10 protein-coding genes are annotated in these 13,501 nt (G+C 65.6%); 2 read left to right on the forward strand and 8 right to left on the reverse strand.

Translation table 11 applies throughout. From position 1 onward, the window contains the following. Positions 1-66 precede the first annotated feature (66 nt). The 7 genes from maiA to LLJ08_RS16860 form a co-directional block, all read right to left on the reverse strand. A complete protein-coding gene (maiA, locus tag LLJ08_RS16830; protein WP_042924629.1) occupies positions 67-726 on the reverse strand; it encodes a maleylacetoacetate isomerase in 660 nt (219 codons plus the stop codon). Further along, positions 716-1,699 (reverse strand): fumarylacetoacetate hydrolase family protein, encoded by a 984-nt coding sequence (locus tag LLJ08_RS16835; protein ID WP_228207520.1) that lies wholly within the window; start codon positions 1,697-1,699, stop codon positions 716-718. Before LLJ08_RS16835 ends, maiA begins: the two co-directional genes overlap by 11 nt. Then, positions 1,699-2,838, reverse strand: coding sequence for a homogentisate 1,2-dioxygenase (locus LLJ08_RS16840; protein ID WP_200629277.1), 1,140 nt, complete (start codon positions 2,836-2,838; stop codon positions 1,699-1,701). Before LLJ08_RS16840 ends, LLJ08_RS16835 begins: the two co-directional genes overlap by 1 nt. Before the next feature lie 165 nt (positions 2,839-3,003). Next, a complete protein-coding gene (gene hppD / locus LLJ08_RS16845; protein ID WP_228207521.1) occupies positions 3,004-4,089 on the reverse strand; it encodes a 4-hydroxyphenylpyruvate dioxygenase in 1,086 nt (361 codons plus the stop codon). 409 nt (positions 4,090-4,498) lie between these two features. Next, positions 4,499-5,908, reverse strand: a complete 1,410-nt coding sequence (locus tag LLJ08_RS16850; RefSeq protein ID WP_013981771.1) for a sodium-dependent transporter — start codon at positions 5,906-5,908, stop codon at positions 4,499-4,501. 128 nt (positions 5,909-6,036) lie between these two features. After that, positions 6,037-7,131 carry a Glu/Leu/Phe/Val dehydrogenase dimerization domain-containing protein gene (locus LLJ08_RS16855; protein ID WP_228207522.1) on the reverse strand — a complete coding sequence of 365 codons (1,095 nt, stop codon included), beginning with the start codon at positions 7,129-7,131 and terminating at the stop codon, positions 6,037-6,039. Positions 7,132-7,280: 149 nt separating this feature from the next. Beyond that, complete coding sequence (locus LLJ08_RS16860; protein WP_228207523.1) at positions 7,281-10,751, reverse strand: indolepyruvate ferredoxin oxidoreductase family protein; 3,471 nt, start codon at positions 10,749-10,751, stop codon at positions 7,281-7,283. 241 nt (positions 10,752-10,992) lie between these two features. Between LLJ08_RS16860 and LLJ08_RS16865 the strand changes: the two genes are divergently transcribed. Beyond that, positions 10,993-11,463, forward strand: coding sequence for an Lrp/AsnC family transcriptional regulator (locus LLJ08_RS16865; RefSeq protein WP_003281718.1), 471 nt, complete (start codon positions 10,993-10,995; stop codon positions 11,461-11,463). Positions 11,464-11,544: 81 nt separating this feature from the next. Here LLJ08_RS16865 and LLJ08_RS16870 read toward each other — a convergent pair whose 3' ends face one another. Then, the gene (locus tag LLJ08_RS16870; RefSeq protein ID WP_228207524.1) at positions 11,545-11,961 is read right to left on the reverse strand and encodes a DUF192 domain-containing protein; all 417 of its coding nucleotides are present in this window, start codon (positions 11,959-11,961) and stop codon (positions 11,545-11,547) included. A 106-nt stretch (positions 11,962-12,067) separates the two neighbouring features. On the opposite strand from LLJ08_RS16870, the gene LLJ08_RS16875 reads away from it, so the two are divergent. Next, on the forward strand, positions 12,068-13,408 hold the full coding sequence (locus LLJ08_RS16875; RefSeq protein ID WP_228207525.1) for a short-chain fatty acid transporter: 1,341 nt from the start codon (positions 12,068-12,070) through the stop codon (positions 13,406-13,408). Positions 13,409-13,501 lie beyond the last annotated feature (93 nt).

Below are 13,501 nucleotides of genomic sequence, written 5' to 3' on the forward strand. Positions count from 1 at the left end.
TGTTATCTGTGACGGGATCGGGACCGTCGCGCAGGGCGCGGCGGCGTGCAAGGCGGATTCAGTCGTTCATTGAGCGTCGGGCTGCACCTCCGGCGCGGCCTGCTGGAAGGCCGGAAGCGTCTCGCAGCGTGCAACGATCTCGAGAATGCGTGGATACGCCGCGAGGTCACAGGCAAAACGGCGCGCATTGTATACCTGCGGCACCAGGCATGCCTCCAGATAACCTGGCCGATCGTTCAGGGAAAGCCTGCCATCGAAACATTCCAGGCCCGCTTCCACGGCGGCGAGCCCCTGACCGACCCAGTGCTGATACCACGCGTTCTTGGCCTCGTCGTCGACACCCAGTTCGGCGGAGAGGTACTGCAACACACGCAGGTTGTTCAGCGGATGGATCTCGCAGGCGATGTGCATGGCCAGTGCGCGCACCTGGGCGCGGCGAACCGGATCGTCCGGCAGCAGCGCCGGCACCGGGAACACTTCTTCGAGGTATTCCAGAATCGCCAGCGACTGGCTGATGCGCGCCCCACCGTTGGCTTCGTCAACCAGCAACGGCACCAGCTGCTGCGGGTTGAGGGCGCGGTAATCGGCCGCACGCTGCTGGCCGCCATCCTTGACCAGATGCACCGGCACCTGCCGGTAGGCCAGCCCCTTGAGGTTCAGCGCGATGCGCACCCGGTAGGCGGCACTGGAGCGCCAGTAACCGTAGAGCGTCAGCTCAGTGCTCATAGCGCTCGACCTGCTGATCGATAGCACCAAAGATGCTCTGCCCGGCGGCGTCGAACATCTCGATGCGCACCCGATCGCCGAACTTGAGGAATGGCGTCTTCGCCTCGCCGTGCTCGACCACCTCGAGCATGCGCTTCTCGGCCAGGCAGGACGAGCCGGCGCTGCGGTCGTAGTTCGACACGGTGCCCGAGCCGATGATGGTGCCGGCGCCCAGTGGGCGGGTGCGCGCGGCGTGGGCGACCAGGGTCGGGAAGTTGAAGGTCATGTCGGTGCCGGCATCCGGCTGGCCGAACAGCTCGCCGTTGATGTGCGAAACCAAAGGCCGATGCACCTTGCCGTCGCGCCAGGTTTCGCCCAGCTCGTCCGGGGTCACCGCCACCGGCGAGAAGCTCGACGACGGCTTGCTCTGGTAGAAGCCGAAGCCCTTGGCCAGCTCGCCGGGAATCAGGTTGCGCAGCGAGACGTCGTTGACCAGCATCAGCAGCTGGATGTGCGACGCCGCCTCGGCCGGCGTCGCACCCATCGGCACGTCGCTGGTGATCACCGCCAGCTCGCCTTCCAGATCGATGCCCCAGGCCTCGTCGGCTAGCCGGATCGGGCTGTGCGGCGGAATGAAGGCATCGGCGCCGCCCTGGTACATCAGCGGATCATGCCAGAAGGATTCCGGCATCTCGGCGCCACGCGCCTTGCGCACCAGCTCGACGTGATTGACGTAGGCGCTGCCGTCGGCCCAGTGATAGGCGCGCGGCAGCGGGCTGTGGCAGGCGGTCTGGTCGAAGGCGAATGCGCCTTCCTCCAGCCCGTCGTTGAGGCGCTGGTAGACCGCTTCCAGCTTCGGCTTGCAGTAGTGCCAGTCATCCAGCGCGGCCTGCAGCGTGGCGGCGATCTGCGGCACTTTCACCGCCTGGGCGAGATCACGGGAGACGACGACGAGCACGCCGTCGCGGCCCTGGTTGAGGGTTGCGAGTTTCATCAGGATTCCTTGCCCGGCGCACGCCAGGAGTTGACGTATTCGGGGACATCGACGGCTGCGGCGGCCTCGCCGACTTCCAGCGCGCGGCGGGTGTCGATCATCACCGCCACCTCGTCGGCAAAGGTCGCCGGGTCGGTGCTGGCCTTCTTCAGCGCCTTCGGGTGCGGCCCGTGGGGGAAGCCGCAGGGGTGGAAGGTCACCATGCCCTGCTCGATGTTGTCGCGGCTGAAGAAGTTGCCGCGGTGGTAGAACAGCACTTCGTCATAGTCATCGTTGTTATGGAAGAACGGCACCTTCAGCGCGCCCGGATCGGATTCCACCGGCCGCGGCGTGAAGGTGCAGACCACGAAACCGTTGGCGACGAAGGTGGTGTGCGCCGACGGCGGCAGGTGGTAGCGATGGCTCATCAGCGGGCGGATGTCGCGCCAGTTGAGCCGTACCACGGTGTTGTCGCCGTGCCAGCCGACCACGTCCAGCGGGTTGTACGGGTAGGTCACGGTGGTGATCTGCTCTCGCCGCTTGATGCGGATCTGCCAGGGGTTCTCGTCTTGCTGCGCGCGGAAGGCGTCGTCCAGGCGCGGATGGTCGAGCACCGCGGCGTCGAAGATCGCGTGCGGGCCGACCAGGCCTTTTTCCGGCAGCTGGTAGGCGCCGTCGGTGTTCTCGATCAACAGCATGAACACCGGCTGCGTCGCCTCGATGCGCCAGGCGGTGCCGCGCGGGATCATCAGGTAGTCGCCGTCGCGGAATTCCAGGTGGCCGAAATCGCAGTACAGATGCCCGGCGCCCTCGTGGATGAACAGCAGTTCGTCACCATCACCGTTGCGCACCAGATGGCGCATGGCGCCGTTGGTCTTCCACAGGCGCAACTTGACGTCGGCGTTGTGCAGCGCCAGCGGCGCCTGCAGCGGGCAGTCGCCTTCGCTGGGGATGTGATTGAAGTTGAAGGCGTGCGGGCGCAGCGGGCCTTCCCAGTCGATCCAGCCGGTCGGCGGATGCTTGTGATGCAGGTGCGAAGCCGGGCCGAAGAAGCCTTCCCGGCCCATTTCGCGCTCGTAGGTGCCCTGCGGAAAATCGCAGTGCGCCTGACGCGAACTCTCACCCTCGCGGATGGGGAAACTGATCCATTTGCGGCTCATGTGCCTCTCCTCGTGATACCGCGTGATCTGAATGGCGGCGCAGTGGATGCCGGTGCGTAGGGTGGAAGACTGCGAAGCATCTTCCACGCGTCCGTGTCAGGCCGACCGAAACGCGTGGATGTGCTGCGCGACATCCACCCTACGCAAACCACCTCGGCCCCGAACTTACTCGTCCGCCTTGATCACGCCGCGGCGCACCTGGTCTTCCTCGATGGATTCGAACAGCGCCTTGAAGTTGCCTTCGCCGAAGCCCTGGTTGCCCTTGCGCTGGATGATCTCGAAGAAGATCGGGCCGATCACCGTGTTGGTGAAGATCTGCAGAAGGATGCCGTCATCGCCCGGCGCGCCGTCGATCAGCAGGTTCAGCTCGCGCAGCTGGTCGAGCGGCTCGCCGTGGCCGGCGACGCGGGTATCGACCTTCTCGTAGTAGGTGTCCGGCGTGGTCATGAAGTCCACACCATTGGCCCGCAGGCGGCGCACGGTCTCGTAGATGTCGTCGGTGGACAGTGCGATGTGCTGGATGCCCTCGCCGTGGTATTCGCGGATGAATTCCTCGATCTGCGACTTGTCGTCGGCCGACTCGTTGATCGGGATGCGGATCTTGCCGCAGGGCGCGGTCATGGCGCGGGAGAACAGACCGGTCAGCTTGCCTTCGATGTCGAAGTAGCGAATCTCGCGGAAATTGGCGATGCGCTCGTAGAAACCGGACCAGACGTCCATCTGCCCGCGACGCACGTTGTGGGTCAGGTGATCGATACACATCAGGCCGACGGCATTGTCGTTCGGCGTGCGCCCTTCGATGTACTCGAAGTCGACGTCGTAGATGCTCTTGTCGCCGTAGCGGTCGACGAGATACAGCAGCGAGCCGCCGATGCCTTCGACGCAGGGGATGTTCAGCTCGCCGAAGTTGGCGTGGCTGCCGACCAGCTTGGCGCCCTGGGATTCGACGTAGGCAGCGGCCTGCGCGGCATTCTTCACCCGGAAGGCCATGGCGCAGGCGCTCGGGCCGTGCTTCTCGCCGAACTCGCGCACATGCCCGGTGGGGTTGCCGTTGAGCACGATGTTGATGTCGTGCTGCTGGAACAGCCAGACCTCCTTGGAGCGGTGCTTGGCGGTTTCGGTAAAGCCCATCTGGGTGAACAGCGTGCGCAGCTGCTCGATGCCCTCGGCATTCGGCGCGGTGAATTCGACGAACTCGAAGCCGTCGGTGCCGATGGGGTTGTGCTGTTCGATCTTGTTCACGGCGTTCATATCGCCTCCTGATTATTGTTGTGAGGACTGCCGTTGCACGGCTTGGCTGGCCCCATCACACCCCAGGCCAGGGCGGCGAACAATGCTGTTTACGGGCACGGAAAGCGGCTGGCGCCATCCCCGCTGTCAGGTTTTCCTTACAGTGCGTTTTTCGCTGAAAAGCCTGGCCCGGCGGCTTGCCAGGCGTAACGAAAAGCTGACAGCCTGGTGCGACAAGCTGCCGCACATGTCGTCTGGCGCAATGGCGTCGCGCATAAAAAAGGTGGGCTGAAGCCCACCCACCAAGGCCGGCGTCGGCCTCGATGGATGGACCTGAGCCCACCAAAAGGGCTTCCTGAGAAGCCCGCAGCATGCTTGCGGGATGGGCTTCAGCCCACCGGCGCGTTCTGCACGGACGACCGCGGTCGCGCTAGATCAGCCCGAGCAGGTTGAGGAATACCAGCACGATAGCCACCGGCGTGCCGTAGCGCAGCAGCTTCCACCAGGCCTGGAACAGCCCGGCGTTGCGAATGCCGATGGCCTCGCTGACCACGTGGCGCTGCAGCACCCAGCCGGTGAACAGCACCGTGCCCAGCCCGCCCAGCGGCATCAGCCAATTGGTGGTCAGGTAGTCCAGGGTGTCGAAGAAGGTCTTGCCGAACAGCTGGTAGTCCGCCCAGTGGTTGAACGAGAACACGCTGCCCAGGCTCAGCAGCCAGAGCACCAGGCCGCTGCCCAGCACGGCCTTGGTCCGGCTGATACGGAAGCGCTCGGTGAGCCAGGCGATGCTCGGCTCGGAGAGCGAAATGGCCGACGTCAGCGCGGCAATCACCAGCATCACGAAGAACAGCCCGCCCACGACCTGCCCCAGCGGCATCTGGCCGAAGGCGATCGGCAGGGTGACGAAGATCAGCCCCGGTCCGGCCCCCGGTTCCAGCGCGTTGCCAAACACCAGCGGGAAGATCGCCAGGCCGGCCAGCAGCGCCACCGCGGTATCGGCCAGCGCCACCAGAATCGAGGTCTTGGCGATCGAGGTGCCTTCCGGCAGATAGGAGCCGTAAACCATCATCGCGCCGCAGCCCAGGCTCAGGGTGAAGAAGGCATGGCCGAGGGCGACCAGCACGCTCTGCGCGGTCAGCGCGGAAAAGTCCGGCACGAAAAGAAACTGCAGCGCCTGGGCGAACTCGCCTTCGATGGCGGCGTAGACCACCAGCACCAGCATCAGCACGAACAGCCCGGGCATCAGAAAGCGCAGCGATCGCTCCAGCCCGCCGCGCACGCCGAAGCCGACGATCAGCATGGTCGCCGCCAGCACCAGCGTGGCACAGACCACCAGGCGCAGCGGGTCCGCCAGCAGCGCGCCGAACAGCGCACCACTGGCCTCCCCGCTGACCCCGGTGAAGCCGCCGCTGAAGGTCGCCGGCACATAGGCCAGCGCCCAGCCGGCCACCACCAGATAGAAACTCAGGATGAGAAAGCCGGTCAGCCCTCCGAGCCAGCCCACCACCCGCCAGCGCGAACTGGCCCCGGCCTCGCGCGCCAGCCGCGCCACGGCGCCATCAGGGTTCGCCCGACCACGGCGGCCGATCATCACCTCGGCCATCAGCAGCGGAATGCCGATCAACAGGATGCAGGCGAGATAGACCAGCACGAAGGCGCCGCCGCCGTTCTGCCCGGTCACGTAGGGGAATTTCCAGATATTGCCCAGGCCCACAGCGGAGCCGGTGGCGGCGAGGAAGAACACCCAGCGGGAGGACCACAGGCCTCGGCTGGCGTTGTCCTGGATGCGTGCGCGCGCGCCGGCGAAAGTGCCGGCCGCGAGGCTGGTTTTATCGGTCATTGCGGATTCCTGCTTGTTGTTTTTGTCAGGGATGGTGCGAACGAACGGAGCGGGTACGGCGCTGGCGATCAGCGCCCGCCGCCCCGCTCAGCGAAGGCCGGCGCACTCAGGCGCCCGGCCGGGATCACTCATGAAGCCTGGCGCTTGAACGCTTCGGTTTGCGGCACGCCACCGGCGTGCAGCCGCTCCAACGCCAGGCGATCGGCGATCACCGAAGTCGGTTCACCGCTGGCAGCGGAGCGGGTGAAGATCTCGCCCAGCGTGTCGCCGATGGCTTTCACATGGGCGTCGATCTGCGCGGCGCTGCCGCCGGTGCGCTGGTAGTAGACGTCGATGATGCCCCCGGCGTTGATCGCGTAGTCCGGCGCGTAGAGCTGGTTGCGCCGCTGCAGTTCGATGCCGATCTCGGCGGTTGCCAGCTGGTTGTTCGCCGCGCCGGCGATCACCGGGGCGCGCAGCACTTCCAGGGTCTGCTCGTTGAGGATGCCGCCCATGGCGCAGGGCGCGAAGACATCTACATCGAGACCGCAGATGTCCTGCGGGCGCACCACGTTGGCGCCCACTTCCTCCATTGCCTGCTTGACGTTGGCATCGAAGATGTCTGCCACCCACAGCTCGGCGCCGGCAGCTTTGAGGTGCCGCGCCAGGCCCAGACCGACATGGCCGACGCCCTGGATCGCCACCTTCAGCCCGGCCAGGTCATCGCGACCAAGGCGCTGACGCACGGCTTCCTTGAGGCCGACGAACACCCCGTAAGCGGTGGATGGCGAGGGGTCGCCGCTGGCGATGCTGCCATTCAGCGTGGTGCGCGGCGTGGCGCCCACCACATGGCGGGTGCGCTGGGCAAAGGCCTGCATCTCGGCATCGCCGGTGCCCGAGTCCGCAGCGGTGATATAGCGCCCACCGAGGCTGTCGACGAAGTCGCCCATCGCATGCAGCAGCGCCTGGCTCTTGCCGGTGTGCGGGTCGCCGATGATCACCGCCTTGCCGCCGCCGAGCTTGAGCCCGGCCAGCGAAGATTTCAGGGTCATCCCGCGCGACAGCCGCAGCACATCGCGCAGGGCGTCGTCGTCATTGGCATAGGGGAACATCCGGCAGCCACCCAGCGCCGGACCGAGGCGCGTGTCGTGGATGGCGATAATGGCTTTCAGACCCGACGCCTGGTCATGGCAGAAGACCACCTGTTCGTGGCGATCGAAGTCGGGGTGAGCGAAGACGGACATTTGGGTTACCTCGTTCTTGTTGGTCTGGTTCCCTGCCGCGGGCAGGGCTACTTGTCTGGTACCGGGGCCACCGCTATTCGGGCGATCCGGGCCGCGAAAAACTGGCTGTCAGGCGTTACTCCTGCGCCAGTAACTTCGCGGCCATCGCGCTAGGCCGCAGGCTGGAACAGCCGCACGCTCTGCACCTCGTCGCCCTTGGCCAGCTGCTCGCGGAGCAACTTCTCTTGCTGGCGGGCCTTGGCAATGGAGCGCTCCTTCACCGGGCCGTAGCCGCGGATCTGTTCCGGTAGCGCGGCGATGGCCACGGCGGTGCGGTAGTTGGTCGGCTTGAGCTGGGCCAGCAGCTCGTCCACGGTTTTCTCGTACTCGCTGATCAGCTGGCGCTCGACGCGGCGGTCGTGGCCATAGCCGAACGGATCGAGCGGCGTACCGCGCAGGAAGCGGAACTTGGCCAGCACGCCAAACAGGTTCAGCACCCACGGCCCCAGCTCGCGCTTGCGCGGTTCACCGGTGACGGGGTCACGCTTGGCCAGCCAGGCTGGGGCGAGGTGAAACTGCAGCTTGTAGTCGCCCTCGAACTGCGCTTCGAGCTGCTGGCGGAATTCCGGCTCGCTGTACAGCCGCGCTACCTCGTACTCGTCCTTGTAGGCGAGGAGCTTGAAGTAGTAGCGGGCGACGGCCTTGGACAGCGCCAGATCGTCCGCGCTATCGGCCTCGCGCACACGCTCGACCAGCTGGCGATAGCGGCGCGCCAGCCCGGCGTTCTGGTAGCGGGTAAGGAAATCCACGCGCCACTCGACGATCTCTTCCAGGGTTTTACAGATCGGCTCCGCTATTTCAGCCGGACGTGCCAGCTGCTCCACCGTTTCGCGTTCGAGCACGGCACGACGGCCCCAGCGGAAGGCCTGCAGATTCAGCTTGGCGGCAACGCCATTGAGTTCGATGGCCTTCTCGATGGCCTCGGCGCTGATCGGCAGCAGCCCCTGCTGATAGGCGAAGCCGAGCAGGAACAGGTTGGTGGCGATGCTATCGCCGAGCAGTCGCGTGGCCAGGCGGGTGGCGTCGACGAAGTGGGTCTTGTCGGCACCGACCGCCGCGCTGATGGCCTGCCGCATGGCCGCGCCGGGCACCTGGGCATCGGGGTTGCGGGTGAACTCGGCGGTGGCCGATTCGTGGCTGTTCACCACGGCGTTGCTGATCTGCTCGTTGAGGCGGGTCAGTGACTCGTCGCCCGCCGCGACAATCAGGTCGCAGCCGAGCAGCAGATCGGCCTCACCAGCGGCGATGCGCACCGCGTAGATGTCGCTCTGCTTCGCGGCGATGCGCACGTGGGTGGTCACCGGGCCGAACTTCTGCGCCAGGCCGGCCTGGTCGAGCACCGTGCAGCCCTTGCCTTCCAGATGCGCGGCCATGCCGAGCAGCGCGCCAAGGGTAGTCACACCGCTGCCGCCGACACCCGGAATCAGCACGTTCCATGGGCGATCCAGCGTTGGGTGCTGAGGCTCGGGCAATGTCGCCGCCTCGATACCGCCAGCTACGGCTTCGGGCTTACGCAACCCGCCGCCATGCACGGTGACGAAGCTCGGGCAGAAGCCCTCGACGCAGGAAAAGTCCTTGTTGCAGGCGTTCTGATCGATCTCGCGCTTGCGCCCCAGTTCGGTTTCCAGTGGCAGCACCGCCAGGCAGTTGGACTTCTCACCGCAGTCGCCGCAACCCTCGCACACCGCCGGGTTGATGAAGGCGCGCTTGGCCGGGTCTTCCAGCTTGCCGCGCTTGCGCCGACGACGCTTCTCAGTGGCGCAGGTCTGGTCGTAGATGATTACCGAGACACCCTTGAATTCGCGCAGCTCGCGCTGCACCGCATCCAGTTCGCGGCGGTGGTGGAAGCTGGTGATCGGCGCGAAGCTATCGCGGGTCGGGTACTTGTCCGGCTCGTCGCTGACCAGGGCGATGCGCTTGACGCCCTCGTGGAAGATCTGCCGGCTGAGCTGGTCGACGCGCAGCTCGCCGTCGATGGGCTGGCCGCCGGTCATGGCCACGGCATCGTTGTAGAGAATCTTGTAGGTCACGTTCACACCGGCCGCGACGGCCGCACGCACGGCCAGGCTGCCGGAGTGGAAATAGGTGCCGTCGCCGAGGTTCTGGAACATGTGCGGGGTGTCGGTGAACGGCGCCTGGCCGATCCAGTTGACGCCCTCGCCGCCCATCTGGGTAAAGGTCTCGGTGCGCCGGTCCATCCACTGCACCATGTAGTGACAGCCGATACCGGCCGAGGCGCGACTGCCCTCCGGCACCTTGGTCGAACTGTTGTGCGGGCAACCGGAGCAGTAGTGCGGGGTGCGCACGGTGTCGTAGCTGCGCGCGGCCAGGGCCTTCTCCTTGGCGGCAAGGAAGGCCAGCCGGGCCTGGATGCTGTCGCTGGTGTAGATCGGCGCGAGGCGCTTGGCGATCACCCGCGCGATCATCGCCGGGGTCAGCTCGGAGAGATTCGGCAGCAGCGAATTGCCGTGCTCGTCGAATTCGCCGACCACCCGCGGACGCTTGCTGACCGGCCAGTTGTAGAGTTGCCCGGTGAGCTGGTCCTCGATGATGCTGCGCTTTTCCTCGACCACCAGAATCTCGTCCAGCCCCTGGGCGAACTCGTGCACCGAGACCGGCTCCAGCGGCCAGCTCATGCCGACCTTGAGCACGCGCAGGCCGACCGAGGCGCACAGCGCTTCGTCCAGGCCAAGGTCGTCCAGCGCCTGGCGCACGTCGAGATAGGACTTGCCGGTGGTGATGATGCCCATGCGCGGATTCGGCGAATCGAGCATCACCCGGTTCAGGTTGTTGGCCCGGGCGAAGGCGCGTGCGGCGTAGATCTTGTACAGATTGAGGCGCTTTTCCTGAGCCAGCGGCGGGTCCGGCCAGCGAATGTGCACGCCGTCCTCGGGCAGCTCGAAGTCTTCCGGTATGCGCGTCTGCATGCGTAGCGGATCGACTTCCACCACGGCGGAGGAGTCGACGTTCTCGGCGATGGTCTTCAGCGCCACCCAGCAGCCGGAGTAGCGCGACAGTTCCCAGCCAATGATGCCGTAGTCGAGGATTTCCTGAACGTTGGCCGGATTCAGCACCGGAATCGAGGCGGCGATGAAGGCATGCTCGCTCTGGTGCGGCAGCGTCGAGGACTTGCAGCCATGGTCGTCACCCGCCAGCAGCAGCACGCCGCCGTTGGGTGCAACACCTGCCGCATTGCCGTGCTTGAACACGTCGCCGGCGCGGTCGACGCCCGGGCCCTTGCCGTACCACATGGCGAACACGCCGTCGTACTTGGCGCCGGGGAACAGGTTGGTCTGCTGGCTGCCCCACACCGCGGTGGCGGCTAGCTCTTCGTTGACGCCCGGCTGGAAGTGGATGGCGTGTTGCTTGAGGTAGTCGCGGGCTTCCCAGAGGCTCTTGTCCAGTCCGCCCAATGGCGAGCCGCGATAGCCGGAGATGAAGCCACCGGTATTCAAACCACGGGCCTGATCACGCTGATGCTGCAGCATCGGCAAGCGGGTCAGCGCCTGGGTGCCGGTGAGGTAAAGATGACCGGTTGCAAGCCGGTACTTGTCGTCCAGACGGATCTCGGCCAGAGACATGGGGCGCTCCTAATTTGTTGTTATCGGAGTCAGGGTGGCGTTGTTCGCTACCCGCCTGACGCAGTCATGGAGAAACCGCACGGTTGTTTCTCCACGCCGGCAATCGGCAGGGGATCACCCCACCGTCGCGTGTCGATTAACAGTCTGGCCGTGACGAAGAGAGATTTTCTTTCTACTTTTGCGGTAGAACAGCGCTTCTGTGCATGACCCATTCGCTAACAACAAGAAAACAGGCACGACCATGCAGACTTCGCCCCTAAGCAGCATCGATCGCAAGATCCTCCTGCTTCTGCAACACAACGCCGACCTCTCCGCAGCGGAAATCGCCGAGAAGGTCGAACTGTCGCAATCGCCCTGCTGGCGACGCATCCACCGCATGCAGGAAGAGGGGCTGATAGAGCGCAAGGTCGCCCTGCTCAACCCGAAGAAACTCGGGCTGAACATGACGGTGTTCGTCAACATCAAGCTCTCGGCCCACGGGCGCAGCAACCTCGACGAGTTCGAGCGGGCGGTGGTGGGTTACCCCGAGGTATTGGAGTGCCACACCATGGCCGGCGAGTCGGATTACCTGCTCAAGGTGGTGGCGCGCGATATCGACAGTTACGAACGCTTCCTGCGTGACCAACTCCTGCAGCGCCCCCACGTGCAGGAGGCGCACTCGCATATCGCCATGAGCGAGGTGAAGCGGACCACGGAGTTGCCGCTGGATTGAGCCTTCAGACCGGGTTCGCGGCGGGCGGTGGACAAGGCGAAGCCGTTATCCACCCTACGCACCGACGCACCGCTTGCACTCCTACTCCTCCGGTATCCCTTCCAGCCGCGCGTCCCGTCCGATCTCCCGCTCGGCGAACCAGCCCTGATTCATCTCCAGGGCAAAACGTGCCGGGCGCTGCGAACAACGAATCTGGGTATTGAACGGCTCCAGATCGATCACATCGACCAGAAGCCCGTCCTCATCGAAGAACGCCGCCGACAAGGGCAGCGGTGTGTCCTTCATCCACAGGCAGTGGCGGCGCACTTCGTCGAAACGAAACAGCATGCCGCTGTCGGCGGCGAGTTCACTGCGCCCCATCAGCCCGCGCTCGCGCTGGGCGACGGTTTGCGCGTATTCGGCGTGCAGTTCATGTCCATCCAGGCGCAGCCGCAGCGGCTCATCCGCCTGGACGGTGCCTGCAAGCACCAGCAGTGACAGCAAAAGCGCAACAGGCATCGACCAACCTCCTCTAGCGCAGCGGGAACAGCCGGCCGCCGCCGCACTCATAAGCGAAGCGCCGCACCTGCGCGGCGACATAACGACAACAAGGGAGAACCCCACCGTGCTCAACAGAATAACCGCCGCCAGCGTCTACCTGGTGCAACGCTTCCTCCCCTCGCCCTTCGTCTTCGCCATCCTGCTCACGCTGATCGTGCTGATCGCCGCCATGCTCAGCACCGGTCAGGGCCTGACGGCCATGGCCCAGCACTGGGGCAACGGCTTCTGGAACCTGCTGGCCTTCACCATGCAGATGTCGCTGATCCTGGTCACCGGCCATGCCTTGGCACGGGCGCCGGCGATCAACCGACTGCTCGACCGCATGGCCCGCATCCCGCAGTCCCCGGGCCAGGCCATCGTGCTGGTCACGCTCGTCGCGTTGGCCGGTTCCTGGATCAACTGGGGTTTCGGCCTGGTCATCGGCGCGGTCTTCGCCCGCGCGCTGGCGCGTCAGGTGCGCGGCGTCGACTACCCGCTGCTGGTGGCTTCGGCCTACTCCGGCTTCCTGATCTGGCACGGCGGCTTTTCCGGCTCGATTCCGCTGTCGCTGGCCAGCGGCGGCGCCGATCTGGAAAAGATGACCGGTGGCGCACTGACCGAGGCCATCGGCGTCGGCCAGACGCTGTTCGCCTCCTACAACCTGATCATCATCGCCGTGCTGGTGGTCGGCCTGCCGCTGCTGAACTGGGCCATGCAGCCGAAGACGCCGAAAGTGGTCGACCCGGCGCTGCTGGAGGAACCCCAGCCAAGCGACATCCCGCGGGAGACCGCTACCCAGCGCCTGGACGACAGCCGCACCCTCGGCCTGATCATGGTCGCGCTGGCGGTGCTGTTCTTCTACCGGCACTTCAGCGAGAACGGCCTGGCGTTGAGCCTGAACATCGTGATCTCGATTTTTCTCTTCACCGGCCTGCTGATGCATGGCACGCCGGAGCGCTACATGCGCGCCATCGAGGAGAGCATTCGCGGCATCGCCGGCATCGTCGTGCAGTTCCCTTTCTACGCCGGGATCATGGGGATGATGGTCGGCGCCAATGCGACCGGCGTATCGCTCGGCCGGCAGGTCACCGACACCTTCGTAACCTGGTCGACTACCGAGAGCTTCCCGGTGCTGGCCTTTCTCAGTGCCGGGCTGGTCAACGTCTTCGTGCCCTCCGGTGGCGGCCAGTGGGCAGTGCAGGGGCCGATCATGCTGCCGGCCGGCGCCGCGCTCGGCGTGGCACCGGAAGTCACGGCCATGGCCATTGCCTGGGGCGATGCCTGGACCAACATGATCCAGCCGTTCTGGGCCCTGCCGCTACTGGGCATCGCCGGGCTCGGTGCCCGCGACATCATGGGCTACTGCCTGCTCTGCCTGGTGTTCTCCGGCGTGGTGATCGCTGGCGGGCTCTATTTCCTGACCTGAGGCCGGAGCATTCCGGACGGCGACGCTGTCCGGAATACTGGACCGCACTGTCCAGCATGCAAGACACAAGCGCCGTCCAATGATCTGGACACT

This window comes from Stutzerimonas chloritidismutans (genome assembly GCF_020783375.1).
In the GTDB taxonomy this organism is placed as follows: domain Bacteria; phylum Pseudomonadota; class Gammaproteobacteria; order Pseudomonadales; family Pseudomonadaceae; genus Stutzerimonas; species Stutzerimonas kunmingensis.

Bases quoted from the DNA above. Each gene is read 5' to 3' on its own strand.
- LLJ08_RS16870 (WP_228207524.1), bottom strand. From the start codon at position 11,961: ATGCCTGTTGCGCTTTTGCTGTCACTGCTGGTGCTTGCAGGCACCGTC.
- LLJ08_RS16865 (WP_003281718.1), top strand. From the start codon at position 10,993: ATGCAGACTTCGCCCCTAAGCAGCATCGATCGCAAGATCCTCCTGCTT.
- LLJ08_RS16860 (WP_228207523.1), bottom strand. From the start codon at position 10,751: ATGTCTCTGGCCGAGATCCGTCTGGACGACAAGTACCGGCTTGCAACC.
- maiA (WP_042924629.1), bottom strand. From the start codon at position 726: ATGAGCACTGAGCTGACGCTCTACGGTTACTGGCGCTCCAGTGCCGCC.
- hppD (WP_228207521.1), bottom strand. From the start codon at position 4,089: ATGAACGCCGTGAACAAGATCGAACAGCACAACCCCATCGGCACCGAC.
- LLJ08_RS16840 (WP_200629277.1), bottom strand. From the start codon at position 2,838: ATGAGCCGCAAATGGATCAGTTTCCCCATCCGCGAGGGTGAGAGTTCG.
- LLJ08_RS16850 (WP_013981771.1), bottom strand. From the start codon at position 5,908: ATGACCGATAAAACCAGCCTCGCGGCCGGCACTTTCGCCGGCGCGCGC.
- LLJ08_RS16835 (WP_228207520.1), bottom strand. From the start codon at position 1,699: ATGAAACTCGCAACCCTCAACCAGGGCCGCGACGGCGTGCTCGTCGTC.
- LLJ08_RS16855 (WP_228207522.1), bottom strand. From the start codon at position 7,131: ATGTCCGTCTTCGCTCACCCCGACTTCGATCGCCACGAACAGGTGGTC.